We start from the raw sequence: 19,089 nt of genomic DNA, 5'->3' as shown, positions 1-19,089 counted from the left end.
CAAGGGGGGGGGTGGGCGGGTGCCCGGGGTCAGACGTGCCGCCGGGCGCCCGCCGCCAGCGTGGCCAGGAACGCGCCGGTCTCCGGCAGGTCGATCCGCCCCAGCTCTCCGGGGCGGACCAGCACACGCAGTTCGCGGCAGACCGTCCGCTCCCACGAGTGGGCGACGAACGACAGCAGGATCAGCCGCAGCAGACTGTCCTCGTCGAGGTCGTGCAGCCGGGCGAGCCCCGCCCCGGTCAGCGGCATGGTGACGCGTTCGAGCTGGGCGTGCTGATGGACGGCGTCCCACAGTCGGTCCAGGCCGAACCACAGGTCGTGCACGCTGGAGGCGGCCACGCAGTCGTTGCCCATCCGGCTGTAGGCGACGGCGAAGACCAGCTGCGGCCGGCTGCCGAGGGTGGCGACGGTCCCGATCGGATACCGCGCCCGTTTGCCCCGCGGCTTGTCCCGCGCGCTCTCCCGCGCCACCGGAGCCACCCCGGCCAGCGCGGCGTCCAGCTCGGCGTCCAGCCGCGCGGCGTCGCCGCCGTAGCGGCGGTCGAGCAACTGCCCCTGCACACTGGTGCCGTTGATGACGACGCCGTCGTCCACGAGGGTGTCGAAAGTGTCGGTGAACCCCACCACCAGATGACCCGGCTGCGCGAAGAGGTCGCCCTCCTCGACGACCACGGTCATCCCGGGGCGCCCGAACTCCTGCCGCACCGCGGACTGCGGGCGCGCCCGGGCGAGCCCCCAGGCCAGGCACAGGGCGACGGAGGCGGCCAGCACGAGTCCGGGGCGGGCCACGGCGCGGGGGAAGAGCTGCCCGACGAACTGCACGACGGCCGACACGGCGCCGAAGGCCGCGAGCACGCTGCCCGCGAACATCCGCCGCCCGCGCCGCGACCACCTCGGAAGCCGTATCCGCAAACCGGACAATCGCATGTTTCCCTCCAGAACCGCTTGGTACGCTGACGCACAGTCACGCGGCAGAGGGGGCGAGGCGCGTGCAGATCCGCACATCGTTCGTACGTGTGAGCGTGCTCGGCCCCGTGCGGCTGGATGTGAACGGCACTCCGGTACGGCTCACCCCGCTGACGGCCCGCCTGCTGGTGCGGCTGATCGCCGCCGACGGCGAGGCCGTGACCGCGCGGCAGCTCTACCGGGACGTGTGGCAGCAGACCGTCGAACTGCCGCACCAGGAGCTGCGCAACCGCAACGAGGTGCAGAAGCGGATCCTGGAGCTGCGGCGCGCCTTCGACCTCGCCGGGCCGGGGCACGGCGCCCGGATCATCCGCACCGGGCAGCTGCCGTCCGGGCGCGGCACCCAGAGCACCTACCAACTCGACCTCACCGAGGAGGAGTTGGACAGCACGGAGTTCACCCGTTTGGTGGGCGACGCGCTGCGCGCGGCACCGGCCTCGGCCGTCCGGCTGCTCGCGGAGGCGCTGCGGCTGTGGCGCGGCCGGCCGCTGACCGAGGTGCACGACGAGGAGTTCGCGAGCGCGTCGGTGCGCCGGCTGTCCCGGCTCCGGGAGACCGCGCTGCGCGAACTGGTCGACGGACACACCGCGCTCGGCCGCTACGACCTGGCCCTGCCGGTGGCCGAGCAGAGCGCCCGGGAGCGGCCGGACGACGTCGAGGCCGCGGCCGTCCTCACCCGGCTGAACGCCCGGCTGCGCGAGCGGCACGGCGGCGAACTGCTGCGCCACACCCTGCGCGGGCTGCGCGTGGACGTCGTCGTGGTGCGCGGCGACCTGTTCGACCAGGAGGACGCCAACCTGGTCGTGGGGTTCTCCGACACGTTCGACACCTCCCCCGACGACGTCGTGATCAGCCGGGAGAGCGTGCAGGGCCAGCTGGTCGACCGCCTCTTCGGGGGCCGGCACAAGCTCCTCGACGTCCAACTGCGGCGCGGTCTCGGCCGGTTCACCCCGCTGGGCACGGAGAGCGTCCGGACGAAGCGGCGCGGCCGTCGCGTGCGCTATCCCGTCGGTACGGTCGTGGCGGTGCCGGTCGGCCGGCGCCGGGTGTTCGCGCTGGCCTACTCCCGCCTGGGCAACGACCTGCGGGCCCGGTCCGGCCCGGCGGACCTGCGGCTGAGCCTGGAGCGGCTGTGGCCCTCGGTCGCGCTGCACGGGCTGTTCAAACCGGTGGCGATACCGCTCATCGGCACGGGCCTGTCCCGCATCGTCGAACTCGACCGGACCCAGCTCGTGCTCCTGATCGTCGAGACCTTCACCCAGAGCCTGCGCCAGGACCCGGCCGTCTCCCCCGAGCTGCGCGTGGTCATACGCGCCGACGACCTGGAGCGCACCGACCTGTCGGCGGTCGAGGCGTTCCTGCGCGGCGTGGACGAGCGGGGGCCTGCCGCCCCGCCCGCCACGGTGTCGTGACCTGGTCATTTCCATTCCCCCAGCACATCCCCGCTCCCGCTGCCGCCGATACCCGTCCCCCGCTTCCGGACCGCTTCCGGTCCGCCCGCGCACCGAGCGGGCCGACACCCGCACGGCCCAGCCCCCGGAACAACCCCACGCCCCGGATCGCTGTACCGGGCATGAGCGACTACCGCATCGAGCACGACTCCATGGGCGAGGTCCGCGTCCCCGCCACCGCCAAGTGGCGCGCCCAGACCCAGCGTGCCGTCGAGAACTTCCCCGTATCGGGCCAGCGCCTCGAACGCGCCCACATCGAAGCGCTCGCCCGGATCAAGGGGGCCGCCGCGAAAGTGAACGCGCGGCTCGGCGTGCTCGACAAGGACGTCGCCGAGGCGATCCAGGAGGCGGCGGCGGAGGTCGCCCGCGGGGACTGGGACGAACACTTCCCCGTCGACGTGTTCCAGACCGGGTCCGGGACCTCGTCCAACATGAACACCAACGAGGTCGTCGCCACCCTCGCCAGCGAGCGGCTGGGCCGGGACGTGCACCCCAACGACCACGTCAACGCCTCGCAGTCGTCCAACGACGTGTTCCCGTCCTCGATCCACATCGCCGCCACCGCCGCCGTCACCCACGACCTGATCCCGGCCCTCACCCACCTCGCCGACGCCCTCACCCGCAAGTCGGAGGAGTTCTCCGACGTCGTGAAGTCCGGGCGGACGCATCTGATGGACGCGACGCCCGTGACCCTGGGGCAGGAGTTCGGCGGGTACGCGGCCCAGATCCGCTACGGCGTCGAGCGGCTGACCGCCTCCCTGCCCCGGCTCGCCGAACTGCCGCTGGGCGGCACGGCCGTCGGGACCGGGATCAACACCCCGCCCGGGTTCTCCGCCGCGGTCATCGAGGAGGTCGCCCGCGCCACCGGGCTGCCGCTCACCGAGGCCCGCGACCACTTCGAGGCACAGGGGGCCCGGGACGGCATCGTGGAGACCAGCGGGCAGCTGCGGACCATCGCCGTCGGGCTGACGAAGATCGCCAACGACCTGCGGTGGATGGCGTCGGGGCCGAGGACCGGGCTCGCCGAGATCCGGCTCCCCGACCTCCAGCCCGGCTCGTCCATCATGCCGGGCAAGGTCAACCCGGTCGTGCCCGAGGCCGTGCTGATGGTCGCCGCCCAGGTCATCGGGAACGACGCCACGATCACCACCGCAGGTGCCGCCGGGAACTTCGAGCTGAACGTGATGCTCCCGGTCATCGCCAAGAACGTCCTCGAATCGATCCGGCTGCTCGCCAACGTGTCCCGGCTGCTCGCCGACCGGACCGTCGACGGCATCACCGCCGACCGGGAGCGGGCCCGTGAGTACGCCGAGTCGTCCCCGTCCGTGGTCACCCCGCTCAACAAGTACATCGGGTACGAGGAGGCCGCGAAGGTCGCCAAGAAGTCCCTCGCCGAGCGGAAGACCATCCGGGAGGTGGTGCTGGAGGGCGGGTATGTCGAGCGCGGCGAGCTGACGAAGGAGCAGCTCGACGAGGCGCTGGATGTCCTCGGGATGACGCGCCCGTAACCGCGAGCGAACCTTTCCGGCCACCGGCGGGGATCGTGAGGTACGCCGCAGCGTCGGGTGCCCGCGGCACCTAATATCTGTGCATGACGGACGTTGGAGCGATGACGAGCACGGCGGCGGGGCCCGCGGACCACTGGACCCCGGGGACCCCGATCCTGTGGCGCTACCGGGAGAACGCCGGCGAGCACTTCCACATCGCACGGCCCGTCACCGTCGTACGCGACGACGCGGATCTGCTCGCCGTGTGGCTGGCCCCGGGCACCGAGTGCGTGAAGCCGGTGCTGGCCGACGGCACCCCGGTGCACCAGGAGCCGCTCCGGTCCCGCTACACCAAGCCGCGCACGGTGCAGCGGGACCGCTGGTTCGGCACCGGTGTGCTGAAGCTGGCTCAGCCCGGCCGGCCCTGGTCGGTGTGGCTGTTCTGGGAGCCGGGCTGGCAGTTCAAGAACTGGTACGTCAATCTTGAGCAGCCGCTGGTCCGTTGGGCGGGCGGAGTGGACTCCGAGGACTTCTTCCTGGACATCTCCGTGCACCCGGACCGCAGCTGGCACTGGCGCGACGAGGACGAGTTCGCGCAGGCCCAGCGGGACGGGCTGATGGACGCCCGGACGGCGGAGAGGGTGCGGGTGGCGGGGCAGGAGGCGATCGAGGTCATCGGCTCCTGGGGCCCTCCGTTCGCGGACGGCTGGCAGCACTGGCGCCCGGATCCGTCCTGGGCGGTACCGTCTCTCCCCGAGGACTGGGACCGTACGCCCGCGCACGTGTCCTCATGAGACCCTTGATGCGCCCCCGGGCACGAAACGTAGGATCGTCCTCCGCAAGGGCGCATTTGAGCAACAACTGTCAGAGCATGCGCCGGGCTTGACCGATCGTCACCGAGGGGCGGCAGGACGTGAGCGAGGGGCACCAGGGCACCACCACCGCCGGCCCGCCGGGACGCGCCGGTGGCGCAGGATCAACACCTGAGCACGCGGGAATTCCGTTCCTGGGACACGTATTGCGGGTATCGGGATTTCGGCGGGACCAACTGCGCGCCCGGCGTGCAGCCCCGGACGGACGGATGCGACAGGCGTGACGGAGCAGCCCACCTCCTTCGAGTGCCCTCAGGGCGCCGACCCCGCGGAGGGCCGCGGGGCGTTCCTGCGTGCTCAGAAGGCCCCCGGCACCCCGGCCTTACCGGCGCAGGCCGTGGGACAGGACGGCAAGGGGCCACAGCCCCCGGCCGGCAAGGGGAAGGAGCCCCCAGTCAACGGCCCCGAGCACTCCCAGCCCGCCGCCGCGGAACCCGGCGCGCACCGCCCCCGCCCGGCACCGGAGGGCATTCCGCCCCAGCCCGGTGCCGAGCAGGAGCGGTCGGCCGCCGCCCAGGAGCGCCGTACCGGACGCGGACTGCCGCCCGGCCGGCCGATGCCGATGCGGCGTGACGGCGACCGGCTCAGGTTCGTGGGCGCGGCGACCCGGCGCATCGCGCGCGGCCTCGATCTGGACGAGATCGTGATGGGGCTGTGCCGGGCCACGGTGCCGACGTTCTCGGACGCGATCCTGGTCTATCTGCGCGACCCGCTGCCGGTCGGCGACGAGCGGCCCACCGGTCCGGTGGTGCTGCGGCTGCGCCGCAGCGACCGGATACCGGAGGAGCGGGACACCGAGGGTGTCCTGCTGCCGCCGGCCTTCGACCCCGAGCCGGAGCCGAGCGTGCTGGCCGAGCTGTCCTCGCTCACCACCGAGCTGTGCGAAGTGCGCCCCGGCGGCGCGCTGAACGAGGTGCTGCGCGGGGTCCGGCCGGTGTTCGCGGACGCGCCCGCCGCCCGGGCCGCGCTGCCCGAGCTGCTCGGCGTCGGCGGCGAGGCGCTCGTGCCGTCCGGGCAGCACGCGATCCTCGCCCCGCTGCGCGGCCGGCGCCGGGTGATCGGCGCGGCCCTGTTCCTGCGCCGCCCGGAGCGGCTCGCGTTCGAGGCGGACGACCTGCTGGTGGCCGCCCAGCTGGCCACGCACAGCGCGCTGGGCATCGACAAGGCGGTGCTGTACGGCCGGGAGGCCTACATCGCCGACGAGCTCCAGCGCACCATGCTGCCCGAGACCCTGCCCCGCCCGACCGGCGTCCGGCTGGCCTCGCGCTACCTCCCGGCCGCCGAGACCGCGCGGGTCGGCGGCGACTGGTACGACGCGATCCCGCTGCCCGGCAGCCGGGTCGCGCTGGTCGTCGGCGACGTCATGGGCCACTCCATGACCTCGGCCGCGATCATGGGCCAGCTGCGCACGACCGCGCAGACGCTGGCCGGGCTGGATCTGCCGCCCCAGGAGGTGCTGCACCACCTGGACGAGCAGGCGCAGCGGCTCGGCACGGACCGCATGGCGACCTGCCTCTACGCCGTCTACGACCCGGTCACGCACCGCATCACGATCGCCAACGCCGGCCATCCGCCGCCCGTGCTGCTGCACCTGGGCGGCCGGGCCGAGGTGCTGCGGGTGCCGCCGGGCGCGCCGATCGGGGTGGGCGGGGTCGACTTCGAGGCGGTCGAGCTGGACGCGCCCGCCGGAGCCACCCTGCTCCTGTACACCGACGGCCTGGTGGAGTCCCGGCTGCGCGACGTCTGGACCGGCATAGAGCAGCTGCGCGAGAAGCTCGCCGCGACCGCCCGGCTGACCGGCCCGGACCATCCGCCGCCGCTGGAAGCCCTGTGCGACGAGGTGCTGGACATGCTCGGGCCGGGCGACCGGGACGACGACATCGCGCTGCTCGCGGCCCGCTTCGACGGGATCGCGCCGAGCGACGTCGCGTACTGGCGGCTGGATCCGGAGGAGACGGCCCCCGGTCAGGCCCGCCGGCTGGCCCGCCGCGCGCTGGCCCGCTGGGACCTGGAGGACCTGACGGACTCGGTGGAGCTGCTGGTCAGCGAGGTCGTGACGAACGCCGTACGGTACACCTCCCGGCCGGTGACGCTCCGGCTGCTGCGCACCGACGTGCTGCGCTGCGAGGTCGGCGACGACGTGCCGCAACTGCCGCGGCTGCGCCAGGCGCGGGCCACCGACGAGGGCGGGCGCGGCCTGTACCTGGTCAACAGGCTGGCGCGACGCTGGGGCGCGACCCGGCTGAGCGCCGGCAAGGTGGTGTGGTTCGAGCTGAACCGGAGCTGAGGCTCCCGGTGCACAGGCGAAGGGCGCCCGGGGACTTCCCGGGCGCCCTTGGCTTGTGCGCTGTTACTGGCCGAAGTTCTGGCCGCCGCCCGGATTGAGCGGGTTACCCGTGACAGGGTCCGTCGGCGGCTGCGTCGTCGGCTGCGTGGGCGGCGGGGACGTCGGCGGCTGCGTGGGCGGTGCGGACGTCGGCGGCTTGCTGGTCGGCGGCTGAGTGGGCGGCGCGGTCGTCGGCGGCTTGCTGCTCGGCGTATGCGACGGCGTGTTGGACGGCGTCGAGGGGGCCGTCGGCGTGTAGGTCGGCTGGACGGCCGCGCCCTGCGTGGTGTCCAGGTCGAACCTGCTGACGTCGCCCATCGCCCCGAAGGTGTACGCGGCCCAGATCAGCGCCGGATAGCTGCCGCCGTTGACACGGCCGCCGCCCGCGGTGATGAGGCCCGTGGCGCCCGTCAGCGGAACCTGCGCGTGGGTCTTGGCGGACTCGCCGAACAGGCCGACCGAGGTGACCAGGCCGGGCGTGTAGCCGGTGAACCAGGCCGACTTGTTGTTGTCGGACGTGCCCGTCTTGCCGGCGACCTGCTGGCCGTTGCGCTCCGGGTTGCTGGCCACCGACGTGTTGGCCGTGCCGTCGTCGACCACGCCGGTGAGCACCGAGGTGACCGTGTCGGCGGCGGTCCGGCTGACCACCTGGTCGCCGACCGGGTCCGGCAGGTTGACCGTACGGTCCTTGTGCTCGGCGGACTTGATGATCGCCGGGGTGACCTTCTTGCCGTGGTTGTCGAGGGTGGCGTAGATGCCGGCCATCTCCAGCGGGCTCGCGCCCATGGAGCCCAGCGTCTGCGCGGGGACCGCCTCCATGCCCTTGGTGTCCATGCCGAGCTTGCCGGCGGTGGCCATCACCTTGTCCATGCCCACGTCGACGCCCATCTGCGCGAAGACGGAGTTGACGGACTGGTTCATGGCCGTCTGGACGGTGATGTTGCCGTAGTCCCGGTCGTCCTCGTTCGGCGGGCCGAAGCCGACCTTGGCGCCGCCCGAGACGACCTGGCGGCCGCTCGTGCCGTCGTAGATGGTGTTCGGGGTGATGGCCCGGCCGTCCTGCGTCGTGGCGCCCCCGTCCATGGCGGCGGCGAGGATCACCGGCTTGAAGGTGGAGGCGGGCTGGTAGTCGCGGCGGGTCGCGTTGTTGGTGAAGTGCTTGAAGTAGTCCGTGCCGCCGTACATGGCGAGGACCTTGCCCGTCCGCGGGTCGACGGAGACGGCGCCGGGCTGCACGTCGCCGTCGACGGAGCGCGCCTTCGCGTCCAGCTTGCTGGTCAGCTGCTCCTTGACGGCCTGCTCCAGCTGGGTCTGCTTCTTCCGGTCGATGTTGAGCGTGATGGTCCAGCCGCCCTTGCGCACCAGCGCCTCGGCGTCACCGAGGCTGGCGGCGTCGCCCTGGGACACGAGCTGCTTGTACAGCGCCGAGTTGGCCGCGTCGACCAGGTAGCCGGTCTGCCCCTTCATGCCCGGCGCCGCCTTGGGCGCCTTGGGGACCTCGAACTTCATGGCCTGGCGCTTGCCCGCGTCCAGCCAGTGCTGCTTGACCATGTTGTCCAGGACGTAGTTCCAGCGGGCGACCGCCAGGTTCTTGCCCGTGTCGGTCGCGAGGCCCCAGTCGTACTGGTTCGGCGCCTGGAGCAGCGCGGCGAGGTAGGCGCCCTCCTGGACCGTGAGGTTTTTGGCGTCCTTGTGGTAGTACGCCTGTGCCGCGGCCTGGATGCCGTAGGCGCCGCGGCCGTAGTAGCTGGTGTTGATGTAGCCCGCGAGGATGTAGTCCTTGGACTTCTGGCGGTCCAGCTTCAGCGAGATGACCAGTTCCTTCAGCTTGCGCGAGACGGTCTGGTTCTGGTCCAGGTAGTAGTTCTTGACGTACTGCTGGGTGATCGTCGAACCGCCCTGAGTGCCGTGCCCCTCCAGGGTGTTGAGGATGCCGCGGGTGGTGCCCTTCAGGTCGACGCCGGAGTCCGAGTAGAAGGTCTTGTTCTCCGCCGCGACGAAGGTGTGCTGGACGTCCTTGGGGACTTCGGCGAGGTCGACGCTCTCGCGGTTGAGTTCGCCGGTGCGGGCGAGGATCGTGCCGTCGCTGTACTTGTAGATGTTGCTCTGCAGTTGGGCGGTGGCGTTGCCCGCCGGGATGTCGATCGTCATGTACAGCACGACGAACGCGCCGATGACGAGCAGCACCAGGCCGAAGAAGGTCCCGAGGATCTTCTTCCAGGTGAAGAGCCGGCGTATTCGGCCCTTGGGGGGTTTGCCGCCGGCCGGTGCGGACGGGGAGGCGGCGGCCGGTGCGGACTGCGAGCGGCCTCGCCTGGGCGCCGCGCGGTGGCCGCCGCGCTGTCGCGCTCGTCTCTCGTCCGCTCGTCCCATGGGTCCCTACGCTCCGCTTCCGTCTCGGGGTCAGCTCCGAAAGCTAACACCCGTCTATATGACAAAGGGCGTCCGATCCGCTCTTTTACGGACGTGACAATCAGCACCCGCCCCAACGGAACCGACGGCTGACGAGGCCGCAGGGTTGCTTCGGCGGGGAAAAGTGATATCACTTAGCTAGATCGCCGATAGGCGCATCATCGACACCACCGGAACGGGGACCACCATGACCACGAACGACTCCGCACCCGACGCAGTCGACGCGTCCGAGGCGCTCGACGCACCCGACGCACCCGACGCACCCGCGATGCCCGCTCCCCGCACCCGGGAGTTCACCGCGCACAGCATCGGCGGCGGACTCGCTCTCCTGCTCGGCCTGCTCGGGCTCGGCGCCACCGCCGCGCTGCTCGCCACGGCCGCGGCCCTCTCCTCCCCCGCCGCCAAGGGCGTGCTCATCCCCGCCGGGATCGTCGTCTTCCTCGCCGCGGTCATCTCGCTGCGCGGGCTGAACACGGTCGCGCCGGGCGAGGCCCGGGTCGTCCAGCTCTTCGGGCGCTACCGGGGCACGATCCGCGAGGACGGCCTGCGCTGGGTGAACCCCTTCACGTCACGGACCCGTATCTCCACCCGGGTGCGCAACCACGAGACCGCCGTACTGAAGGTGAACGACGCCTACGGCAGTCCGATCGAGCTGGCCGCGGTCGTGGTCTGGAAGGTCCAGGACACCGCTCAGGCCACCTTCGAGGTGGACGACTTCACCGAGTTCGTCGCCACGCAGACCGAGACGGCCGTGCGGCACATCGCCATCGAGTACCCCTACGACTCCCACGAGGAGGGCGGGCTGTCGCTGCGCGGAAACGCCGAGGAGATCACCGAGAAGCTCGCCGCCGAGCTGCGGATTCGCGTACAGGCGGCCGGAGTCGAGATCATCGAGTCGCGCTTCACGCATCTCGCGTACGCTCCCGAGATCGCCTCCGCGATGCTCCAGCGGCAGCAGGCCGGCGCGGTCGTGGCCGCCCGGCGGCAGATCGTGGACGGCGCGGTCGGCATGGTCGAGACGGCGCTCGCCCGCATCGCCGAGGCGGACATCGTGGAACTGGACGAGGAACGAAAGGCGGCGATGGTGTCCAACCTGATGGTCGTGCTGTGCGGGGACCGGGCCCCGCAGCCGGTCCTCAACACCGGGTCCCTCTACCAGTGACGGACTCCCCGGACGCTCCGGGCACTCCGGACTCCTCGGACGGCACTCCGCAGACGCCGAAGCGGCGGCCGCAGCAGCGCAAGCAGGTGCTGCTGCGGCTGGACCCGTCGGTGTACGACGCGCTGGCCCGCTGGGCCGGGGACGAACTGCGCTCCGCCAACGCGCAGATCGAGTTCCTGCTGCGCCGCGCGCTCGCGGAGGCGGGCCGGCTGCCGAAGGAGACAGGGCCGATGCCGCGCAGAGGCAGGCCGCCTGTTTCGGAACCGTGACAATCGGCTCCCACCTGCACCGCCGTACTCCGGGCCATGATCTGCACACTCCGTGTATACACGCCCCGTATACACCGCGTGTAGAGTGCTCGCCATGTCCATCGGTCACACCCTTCTGGGGCTCCTGGAGTCCGGCCCGCGCCACGGCTACGACCTGAAGCGGGCCTTCGACGAGAAGTTCGGTCAGGACCGGCCGCTGCACTACGGCCAGGTCTACTCGACGATGTCCCGGCTGCTGAAGCACGGCCTCGTCGAGGTCGACGGGATAGAGGCCGGCGGCGGCCCCGAGCGCAAGCGGTACGCCATCACCGACGCCGGCATCACCGACGTCGAGCGCTGGCTCGCGACTCCGGAGAAGCCCGAGGAGTACCTCCAGTCGACCCTGTACACCAAGGTCGTCCTCGCGCTGCTGACCCACCGGAACGCGGCCGACATCCTCGACACCCAGCGCGCCGAGCACCTGCGCAGCATGCGGATCCTGACGGACCGCAAGCGCAAGGGCGACCTCGCGGACCAGCTGGTCTGCGACCACGCGCTGTTCCACCTGGAGGCCGACCTGCGCTGGCTGGAGCTGACCGCCGCGCGCCTGGACAAGCTCCGCGCGGAGGTGACCCGATGAGCGCCCCCGCCGGCTCCCTGCTCGCCGCCGAGGACCTGCGCAAGGCCTACGGCCCCACGGTCGCCCTCGACGGCGCCGAGTTCTCCATCCACCCCGGCGAGGTCGTCGCCGTCATGGGCCCCTCCGGCTCCGGCAAGTCGACCCTGCTGCACTGCCTCGCCGGCATCGTCCCGCCGGACTCCGGGTCCATCGTCTACGACGGCCGTGAACTGGCCGGCATGAACGACGCCCAGCGCAGCGCCCTGCGGCGCTCCGACTTCGGGTTCGTCTTCCAGTTCGGCCAGCTCGTGCCCGAGTTGACCTGCGTGGAGAACGTGGCCCTGCCGCTGCGGCTGAACGGCACCTCCCGCAGGCGGGCCGAGAAGGCCGCGCTCACCTGGATGGAGCGCCTGGAGGTGGACGACCTGCGGGGCAAGCGGCCCGGCGAGGTCTCCGGCGGCCAGGGGCAGCGCGTCGCGGTGGCGCGGGCGCTGGTCACCGGGCCCCGCGTGGTCTTCGCCGACGAGCCGACCGGCGCCCTGGACTCCCTCAACGGCGAGCGTGTGATGGAGCTGCTGACCGACGCGGCCCGCTCCTCCAACGCGGCCGTCGTCCTCGTCACGCACGAGGCCCGGGTGGCCGCCTACTCCGACCGCGAGATCGTCGTACGCGACGGCAGGTCCCGGGACATGGAGCGGGTCGCGTGAGCGCGGGGCAATGGGGGCGGGACCTCGGCATGGGGGTCAAGTTCGCCTTCACCGGCGGGCGCGAGGGCCTGATCCGGGTGCTGCTGACGGCGGTCGGCGTCGGGCTCGGCGTGGCCCTGCTGCTGCTGACGACCGCGATCCCGAACGCGCTGTCGGTGCGGCACGCCCGCGACGACGCGCGCATGGACTACACCTACGGCCCGCCCCGGGCCAAGGCCGCGAACACCCTGGTGATCTCCGACGCCGACACGACGTACCACGGCGAGGACGTCCGCGGCCGGCTGGTGGAACCGGAAGGGCCCAAGGCCCCCGTCGCCCCGGGCCTGACGAGGTATCCGGCGCCGGGCGAGATGGTCGTCTCGCCCGCACTGAAGGAACTGCTCGGCTCCGGCGACGGCGCGCTGCTGCGCGAGCGGCTGCCGTACCGGGTCGTCGGGACGATCGCCGAGAAGGGTCTGATCGGCTCGCGCGAACTGACCTACTACGCCGGGGGGAAGAACCTCGCCGCACACATCGACGGGTGGAAGACGGCCCGGATCTCCGAGTTCGGGCGCCCCTCGGCGTCGTCGAACACCCTGGATCCGGTGCTGCTCCTGCTGATACTGGTCGTCTTCGTGGTGCTGCTCATGCCGGTCGCGGTGTTCATCGCCACCGCCGTACGGTTCGGCGGCGAGCGGCGCGACCGCCGGCTGGCCGCGCTGCGGCTGGTGGGCTCCGACAGCCGGATGACCCGGCGGATCGCGGCGGGCGAGGCACTCGCCGGATCGCTGGTCGGGCTGGCCTTCGGCACGGTCTTCTTCCTGCTCGGCCGACAGCTCGCGGGCTCGGTCGAGGTGGTGGGCATCAGCGTGTTCCCCAGCTACCTCAACCCCTCGCCCGCGCTGGCCGTCCTGGTCGCGGTCGCCGTGCCCGCGGCCGCGGTGCTGGTCACGCTGTTCGCGCTGCGCAGGGTGGTCATCGAGCCGCTGGGCGTGGTCCGTACGGCCAGGCCCACGCGCCGCCGGCTCTGGTGGCGGCTGCTGCTGCCCGTCGGCGGCCTCGCGATGCTCGCCCCGATGATCGGCCAGGGCCGCTCGAACGGCGACTTCAACACATACCTGGTGATCGGCGGTGTCCTGCTGCTGCTCATCGGTGTGACCACGCTGCTGCCCTGGGTCGTCGAGGCGGTCGTGGCCCGGCTCGGAGGCGGCCCGGTGGCCTGGCAACTGGCCGTACGGCGGCTGCAGTTGAGCAGCGGCTCGGCGGCCCGCATGGTGAACGGCATCGCCGTCGCGGTGGCCGGAGCGGTCGCGATGCAGATGCTGTTCGCGGGCGTCCAGGGCGACTACACCAAGAACACCGGGCGGGACACCACCCGGGCCCAGATGCAGGTCAACCTGTCCCGCGGCGCCGACTTCGGCTCGGCCACCGGGCAGTTCGCGACCACTGAGGGCGTGCGGAAGGCGTCCGCGACCGGCAGCACCGAACTGGGCGACCAGAACTGGCAGAGCGGGCCCTCCCACACGACGCTGGTCACCGTCGGCAGCTGTGCGGCACTGCGCGAGGTGGCCCGGCTGACGTCCTGCACGGACGGGGACATGTTCGTGGCCAGGGGCGGGACGAACGACGAGGACGTGGCCGAACTCGTCCGGCAGGGCCGCACGCTCCACGTCGACAGCGTCAACGGCACGGGCCGCGGCAAGGACGTCACCTGGACCGTGCCGGGCGGGCTGCGGCAGGCGACCGCGATCACCGGCCCGAGCGGGACCAGGGACAGCGGCGTGCTGCTGACCCCGGGCGCCGTGCCCGAGCGGATGAGCCGCCTGCTGAACGCGACGGTCTACGTCTCGGTGGACACATCGGTGCCGGACGCGTTCGAGCACGTCCGCAACACCGCCGCGCGGATCGACCCGCTCGCGGACGCGATGGAGTGGTCGGCCACCCAGCGCACGGCCCAGTTCTCCTCCATCCGCACCGGTACGTTCGCCGGCGCCATCTGTGTGCTGGCCCTCATCGGCGCGAGCCTGCTGGTCTCCCAGCTGGAGCAGTTGCGCGAGCGCCGGAAGCTGCTGTCCTCGCTGGTCGCCTTCGGCACCCGGCGGCGCACCCTGAGTCTGTCGGTGCTGTGGCAGACGGCGATCCCGATCGCCCTCGGCCTGCTGCTCGCCTCGGCCGTGGGGCTGACGCTCGGCGCGGTGCTGCTGAAGATGGTCGGCTCGCCGGTCGGCGTGGACTGGCCGAGCGTCCTGGGGCTGACCGGCGCGGGGGCGGCGGTGGTCCTCGCGGTCACCGCCCTGAGCCTGCCGCCGCTGGTGCGGATGATGCGCCCGGAGGGGCTGCGCACGGAGTAGGAGCGCGGTGCGCCGTGGGCCCCTCCCGCCCGGATCTCCTGGAAGGCTCAGGCGTCCGGGCCGAGCACCCGCACCGGCAGCGCGGCGAGCGCCCCGCGCAGCGCCACGGCCAGCTCCTCGTACTCGGCCGCCCGCGCCGCGCCCGCCCGCATCGCGAAGGCGACCCGGCGGCTCGGCGCCGGGTCGGCGAACGCGCCGGTCAGGAGCTGGCTGCTGCGGGCGGTCTCCAGCTTCAGCGCCGTACGCGGCAGCAGCGTGCAGCCGAGACCGCCGGCGACGAGCTGGACCAGCGTGGACAGACCGGCCGCCGTGGTGGTGACCGGGGCGTCCGCACGACCGGCCTCGCGGCAGATGTCGAGGGCCTGGTCGCGCAGGCAGTGGCCCTCGTCCAGGAGCAGCAGGTTCAGCTCCCTGAGCGCCTCGCGCGGGATGCCCTCGCGGCCGCCGAGCCAGTGGTCGAGCGGGGTGACGAGCACGAAGTCCTCGTCGAAGAGGGGGAGTTCGACCACACCGGGCACACCGAGCGGGACCGCCAGCAACAGCAGGTCCAGGCGGCCGGAGTGGAGGCCGTCCAGCAGGCTCGCGGTCTGCTCCTCGTGCACCTGGAGGTCGAGCTGGGGGTAGCGGTCGTGCACGAGCCGCAGCACGGCCGGCAGCAGGTACGGCGCGACCGTGGGGATCACGCCGAGGCGCAGCGCCCCGGTGAACGGCGCACGGACCGCCTCGGCCTCCTCCAGCAGCGCCCCGACCGCCTCCAGTACCGCCCTGGCCCGCACCGCGAGCCGCTCGCCGGCGGGCGAGAGCAGCACCTTGCGCGTCGTACGCTCAAGGAGGGTCACGCCGAGGGTCTCCTCCAGGGCCGAGACGGCGCCGGACAGCGCGGGCTGGCTCATCCCGATCGCGGCGGCCGCGTCCCGGAAGTGCAGATGCTCGGCGACGGCGGCGAAGGCCCGCAGCTGTGCGAGGCTCGGCTGCCTCCGCTTCCCGCTACTGATGGTCACTGATAACTACCTCCGATCAACAAGTCCGAGTGTAGCTATTTCACTAATCAATGCACCCTGTGCCACCATCAGCAGCGTCCAACCCATCACGGGAAACTCCCTCAAAAGGGGTGTTTCTTCGCTGCAAGGAGAGCGTGTGATCACTGTCGGTGACAAGTTCCCCGAGTTCGAACTGACCGCCTGCGTCTCGCTGGAGAAGGGCGAGGAGTTCGAGCAGATCCACCACAAGTCCTACGAGGGCAAGTGGCTGGTCGTCTTCGCCTGGCCGAAGGACTTCACCTTCGTCTGCCCGACCGAGATCGCCGCGTTCGGGAAGCTGAACGACGAGTTCGCCGACCGTGACGCGCAGATCCTCGGCTTCTCCGGTGACTCCGAGTTCGTGCACCACGCCTGGCGCAAGGACCACCCGGACCTGACCGACCTGCCGTTCCCGATGATGGCCGACTCCAAGCACGAGCTGATGCGCGACCTGGGCATCGAGGGCGAGGACGGCTTCGCGCAGCGCGCCGTCTTCATCGTCGACCCGAACCGCGAGATCCAGTTCACCATGGTCACCGCCGGTTCCGTGGGCCGTAACCCCAAGGAGGTCCTGCGGGTCCTGGACGCCCTGCAGACCGACGAGCTGTGCCCGTGCAACTGGAACAAGGGTGAGAACACCCTGGACCCGGTCGCGCTGCTGGCCGGTGAGTGACCCATGTCGCTCGACTCGCTGAAGTCCCGCGTCCCGGACTACGCCAAGGACCTGAAGCTCAACCTGGGCTCGGTCATCGGCAACTCCGACCTGCCGGCGCAGCAGCTGTGGGGCACGGTGCTGGCGACCGCCATCGCCTCCCGCTCCCCGATCGTGCTGCGTGAGCTGGAGCCGGAGGCGAAGGCGAACCTCACGCCGGAGGCGTACACGGCCGCCAAGTCGGCCGCCGCGATCATGGCGATGAACAACGTCTTCTACCGGACGCGCCACCTGCTGTCCGACCACGAGTACGGCACCCTGCGCGCGGGCCTGCGGATGAACGTCATCGGCAACCCGGGCGTGGACAAGACCGACTTCGAACTGTGGTCGTTCGCGGTCTCCGCGATCAACGGCTGCGGCATGTGCCTGGACTCGCACGAGCAGGTCCTGCGCAAGGCCGGCGTGGAGCGCGACGTGATCCAGGAGGCGTTCAAGATCGCCTCCGTGGTTCAGGCCGTGGGCGTCACGCTGGAGGCCGAGGCGGTTCTCGCCGAGTAAGGCCGTTGTCCGAGGGCCCCGTTCACTCCGCGTGGACGGGGTCTTCGGCGTTCTCCGGCTCGGAGGCGGGCGTGGGCGGGGCGAAGGCCTTCTGCTGTTGCAGCTCTTCCGAGTACTGCTTCAGGTATCCGACCACCGTGTTCGTCACCGCCACCAGCGGTACGGCCACCACGGCGCCGCCGATGCCGGCCACCATGCCGCCGGCCGCGACCGTGAGGACCACCGCCAGCGGGTGGACGCGGACCGCGCGGCCGAGGATGAACGGCTGGAGGACGTGACCCTCGATCTGCTGCACGGCGAGGACGACGACGAGGGTCATGACGGCGGTGAAGACGCCCTGGGTGACCAGGGCCACGATCACCGCGAGGGCGCCGGAGGCGACGGCGCCGACGAGCGGGATGAACGAGAACAGGAAGATGAAGACGGCCAGCGGGACGGCCATCGGCACGTTGAGGAAGTAGATGCCGATCCCGATGAAGGTGGCGTCGATGAGGGCGACCAGGACCGTGCCGCGCACGTACGCGGTCAGGGTGCGCCAGGCGCGCGGGCCGGCGCCGGCCACGCCCGGGCGGGCGGCGGCGGGCACCAGCTTCAGGAACCACTGCCAGATGCGCTTGCCGTCGTAGAGCAGGAACAGCGTCGAGAAGAACACCAGCAGCAGGCCGGTGAGGAAGTCGACGATGACCTGAACGCCCTCCAGACCGGCGGACGTTATCTGGTCGGTGTTGGCGCCGATCGCCTCGCGCAGGTTCTTGGCGATCTGGTTGATCTGCTTGTCGGTGACGTGGAAGGGGCTCTTCAGCAGCCAGTTGCGCAGGTCGTCGATGCCGGACTGGATCTGGTTGGAGAGCGTGTCGATGTTCTCCATGACCTGCCAGGTCACGAACCAGGCCATCAGCCCTATGACGACGAACCCGCTGATGGCGGTGAGCGCGGTCGCGATGCCGCGCGGCACCCCGCGCCGGGTGAGGCGGGCGACCGTCGGCTGGAGCAGCGCGGTGACGAGCAGGGCGATGACGACGGCGAACACCACCAGCTGGACCGCGCTGATGACCTGGATCAGCACCCAGACGGTCCCGGCGAGCACCAGCAGCCGCCAGCCCGCCTCGGCGGCGACGCGTACGCCCCAGGGGACGGCCAGGGCCGGGTCGGGACGGGGGCCTGCCGGCGGCGCGGAGGTGCCGGCCGGGGGCGGGGTGTCGGCGGCGGAGGCCGGGGGGCCGTCGGCGGCCGGGGTTCTGTCGGCGGCGAGGGCGGGAGCCGGGGGTGCGGGCGCGGCGAGCGGGTCGCTCTCCTGCTCCACCTCCGCGCGGCGCTCGTCCAGGCGCTCGCTCATCTCGGTGAGGCCGGCACCGAGCTTGCCGAGCCACCCTGGCACTCGCGACATGATCCGTCCTCTTCCCCCGCGTCCCCGCGTGTTCGCCACCTCTCCTCCCCCAGGAGGTATCCGGGTAGACCGTACAGGGCGAAAGCCCCTCCCCTGAGGACGGGGAGGGGCTTCGCGAGGTTGAGAGCCGCGGTCGGACTCAGTAGTTGCCGTTCGCCTGCCAGTAGGTCCAGGCGTCGCACGGGCTGCCGTACCGGTCGTTCATGTAGCTCAGGCCCCACTTGATCTGGGTGGCCGGGTTGGTCCGCCAGTCGGCGCCCGCGGACGCCATCTTGCCGGCGGGCAGGGCCTGCACCAGACCGTAGGCACCGGACGCGGCGTTGACCGCCTGGTAGTTCCAGGTGGACTCGCGGGTCACGATGTTGCTGAAGCACTGGTACTGGCCGGCCGGCACGATCTGCCGTGCGATGGCCTGAACCTGCGCCACCGTGTAGGAGGACTGCACGGGGAAGCTGCCGTCGCCGAGGCTGGGGTCGCTGCTGCGGCTGGCCGCGGCCTTCGCCTCGGTGCGCTGCTTGGCTTCCTCCGCGGCCTTCTCGGCGGCCGCCTTCTTCGCGTACGCGGTCTCGGCGGCTGCCTTGCGGGCCGCTGCCTCGGCGTCCTTCTTGGCGCTCGCGTCCGCGGCGATGGCCTGGGCGTCGGCCTGCTGCGTCAGGGACGCGGTCTGGACCTGGGCCTGCTGACCCGCGGGTATGTCCGCGAGGAGCGTGGTGTCGGCAGCCGTCGACTCGGCGTCGTTATTGTTGTTCTGCGCGACGCTGCCCGACGCAACTCCGACGACGCTTCCGACGGCGGTGACCGCGGTGGCCGAAGCCACTGCGAATCCCCGGACCGAAATCCGGCTCACACGGTTTCCTTCCAGCATCGCCCGCTTCGGTGACCCTGGCGGACGCA

The 19,089-nt window shown here is 71.7% G+C and carries 16 protein-coding genes; 11 read left to right on the top strand and 5 right to left on the bottom strand.

The genetic code is table 11. The features are described from left to right. Positions 1–29: 29 nt before the first annotated feature. On the bottom strand, positions 30–869 hold the full coding sequence (locus AC4OXY_RS30860; RefSeq protein ID WP_356026444.1) for a macro domain-containing protein: 840 nt from the start codon (positions 867–869) through the stop codon (positions 30–32). A gap of 146 nt (positions 870–1,015) precedes the next feature. Here AC4OXY_RS30860 and AC4OXY_RS30855 point away from each other — a divergent pair, with 146 nt between their 5' ends. The 4 genes from AC4OXY_RS30855 (at position 1,016) to AC4OXY_RS30840 (ending at position 7,062) form a co-directional block, all read left to right on the top strand. Continuing rightward, on the top strand, positions 1,016–2,377 hold the full coding sequence (locus AC4OXY_RS30855) for an AfsR/SARP family transcriptional regulator (protein ID WP_402063877.1): 1,362 nt from the start codon (positions 1,016–1,018) through the stop codon (positions 2,375–2,377). 161 nt (positions 2,378–2,538) lie between these two features. Further along, positions 2,539–3,924, top strand: a complete 1,386-nt coding sequence (locus AC4OXY_RS30850) for a class II fumarate hydratase (RefSeq protein WP_362818425.1) — start codon at positions 2,539–2,541, stop codon at positions 3,922–3,924. A gap of 83 nt (positions 3,925–4,007) precedes the next feature. Continuing rightward, entirely contained in the window at positions 4,008–4,697 is a 690-nt protein-coding gene (gene fomD, locus AC4OXY_RS30845; RefSeq protein ID WP_356026436.1) for a cytidylyl-2-hydroxypropylphosphonate hydrolase, read from the top strand. 298 nt (positions 4,698–4,995) lie between these two features. Continuing rightward, a complete protein-coding gene (locus AC4OXY_RS30840; protein WP_356026434.1) occupies positions 4,996–7,062 on the top strand; it encodes a SpoIIE family protein phosphatase in 2,067 nt (688 codons plus the stop codon). 63 nt (positions 7,063–7,125) lie between these two features. On the opposite strand, the gene AC4OXY_RS30835 is transcribed toward AC4OXY_RS30840, so the two are convergent. Then, positions 7,126–9,474: a transglycosylase domain-containing protein gene (locus tag AC4OXY_RS30835; protein ID WP_491991430.1), complete on the bottom strand. Its 2,349-nt coding sequence runs from the start codon at positions 9,472–9,474 to the stop codon at positions 7,126–7,128. A gap of 226 nt (positions 9,475–9,700) precedes the next feature. Here AC4OXY_RS30835 and AC4OXY_RS30830 point away from each other — a divergent pair, with 226 nt between their 5' ends. The 5 genes from AC4OXY_RS30830 to AC4OXY_RS30810 all read left to right on the top strand — a co-directional run bounded on the left by AC4OXY_RS30830 (position 9,701) and on the right by AC4OXY_RS30810 (position 14,579). Continuing rightward, a complete protein-coding gene (locus tag AC4OXY_RS30830) occupies positions 9,701–10,675 on the top strand; it encodes an SPFH domain-containing protein (protein ID WP_491991429.1) in 975 nt (324 codons plus the stop codon). Beyond that, positions 10,672–10,944 (top strand): type II toxin-antitoxin system antitoxin, encoded by a 273-nt coding sequence (locus AC4OXY_RS30825; RefSeq protein ID WP_376288797.1) that lies wholly within the window; start codon positions 10,672–10,674, stop codon positions 10,942–10,944. Before AC4OXY_RS30830 ends, AC4OXY_RS30825 begins: the two co-directional genes overlap by 4 nt. Positions 10,945–11,038: 94 nt before the next feature. Then, positions 11,039–11,563, top strand: a complete 525-nt coding sequence (locus AC4OXY_RS30820) for a PadR family transcriptional regulator (RefSeq protein ID WP_356026424.1) — start codon at positions 11,039–11,041, stop codon at positions 11,561–11,563. Continuing rightward, a complete protein-coding gene (locus tag AC4OXY_RS30815; RefSeq protein WP_376288796.1) occupies positions 11,560–12,249 on the top strand; it encodes an ABC transporter ATP-binding protein in 690 nt (229 codons plus the stop codon). Before AC4OXY_RS30820 ends, AC4OXY_RS30815 begins: the two co-directional genes overlap by 4 nt. Then, positions 12,246–14,579, top strand: coding sequence for an FtsX-like permease family protein (locus tag AC4OXY_RS30810; protein ID WP_356026419.1), 2,334 nt, complete (start codon positions 12,246–12,248; stop codon positions 14,577–14,579). Before AC4OXY_RS30815 ends, AC4OXY_RS30810 begins: the two co-directional genes overlap by 4 nt. A 47-nt stretch (positions 14,580–14,626) precedes the next feature. On the opposite strand, the gene AC4OXY_RS30805 is transcribed toward AC4OXY_RS30810, so the two are convergent. Continuing rightward, positions 14,627–15,574, bottom strand: a complete 948-nt coding sequence (locus AC4OXY_RS30805) for a LysR substrate-binding domain-containing protein (RefSeq protein WP_376288920.1) — start codon at positions 15,572–15,574, stop codon at positions 14,627–14,629. Positions 15,575–15,716: 142 nt separating this feature from the next. On the opposite strand from AC4OXY_RS30805, the gene AC4OXY_RS30800 reads away from it, so the two are divergent. Together AC4OXY_RS30800 and AC4OXY_RS30795 are read left to right on the top strand one after the other, a co-directional pair. After that, a complete protein-coding gene (locus tag AC4OXY_RS30800; protein ID WP_491991428.1) occupies positions 15,717–16,271 on the top strand; it encodes a peroxiredoxin in 555 nt (184 codons plus the stop codon). Positions 16,272–16,274: 3 nt separating this feature from the next. Then, positions 16,275–16,808 carry an alkyl hydroperoxide reductase gene (locus AC4OXY_RS30795; protein ID WP_376288795.1) on the top strand — a complete coding sequence of 178 codons (534 nt, stop codon included), beginning with the start codon at positions 16,275–16,277 and terminating at the stop codon, positions 16,806–16,808. A gap of 22 nt (positions 16,809–16,830) precedes the next feature. On the opposite strand, the gene AC4OXY_RS30790 is transcribed toward AC4OXY_RS30795, so the two are convergent. Next, positions 16,831–18,195, bottom strand: coding sequence for an AI-2E family transporter (locus tag AC4OXY_RS30790; RefSeq protein ID WP_491991427.1), 1,365 nt, complete (start codon positions 18,193–18,195; stop codon positions 16,831–16,833). Positions 18,196–18,334: 139 nt separating this feature from the next. Beyond that, complete coding sequence (locus AC4OXY_RS30785) at positions 18,335–19,042, bottom strand: aggregation-promoting factor C-terminal-like domain-containing protein (RefSeq protein WP_356026407.1); 708 nt, start codon at positions 19,040–19,042, stop codon at positions 18,335–18,337. Positions 19,043–19,089: the final 47 nt, after the last annotated feature.

Source organism: Streptomyces sp. HUAS MG56 (assembly GCF_058673395.1).
The sequence above is the reverse complement of the archived record's forward strand: the minus strand, read 5'-3'. Positions and strand labels throughout refer to the sequence as shown.

Excerpts from the sequence above, each read along its gene's own strand:
- AC4OXY_RS30860 (WP_356026444.1), bottom strand. The coding sequence starts at position 869 with ATGTTCGCGGGCAGCGTGCTCGCGGCCTTCGGCGCCGTGTCGGCCGTC.
- AC4OXY_RS30850 (WP_362818425.1), top strand. The coding sequence starts at position 2,539 with ATGAGCGACTACCGCATCGAGCACGACTCCATGGGCGAGGTCCGCGTC.
- fomD (WP_356026436.1), top strand. The coding sequence starts at position 4,008 with ATGACGGACGTTGGAGCGATGACGAGCACGGCGGCGGGGCCCGCGGAC.
- AC4OXY_RS30835 (WP_491991430.1), bottom strand. The coding sequence starts at position 9,474 with ATGGGACGAGCGGACGAGAGACGAGCGCGACAGCGCGGCGGCCACCGC.
- AC4OXY_RS30830 (WP_491991429.1), top strand. The coding sequence starts at position 9,701 with ATGACCACGAACGACTCCGCACCCGACGCAGTCGACGCGTCCGAGGCG.
- AC4OXY_RS30820 (WP_356026424.1), top strand. The coding sequence starts at position 11,039 with ATGTCCATCGGTCACACCCTTCTGGGGCTCCTGGAGTCCGGCCCGCGC.
- AC4OXY_RS30815 (WP_376288796.1), top strand. The coding sequence starts at position 11,560 with ATGAGCGCCCCCGCCGGCTCCCTGCTCGCCGCCGAGGACCTGCGCAAG.
- AC4OXY_RS30795 (WP_376288795.1), top strand. The coding sequence starts at position 16,275 with ATGTCGCTCGACTCGCTGAAGTCCCGCGTCCCGGACTACGCCAAGGAC.
- AC4OXY_RS30790 (WP_491991427.1), bottom strand. The coding sequence starts at position 18,195 with ATGTCGCGAGTGCCAGGGTGGCTCGGCAAGCTCGGTGCCGGCCTCACC.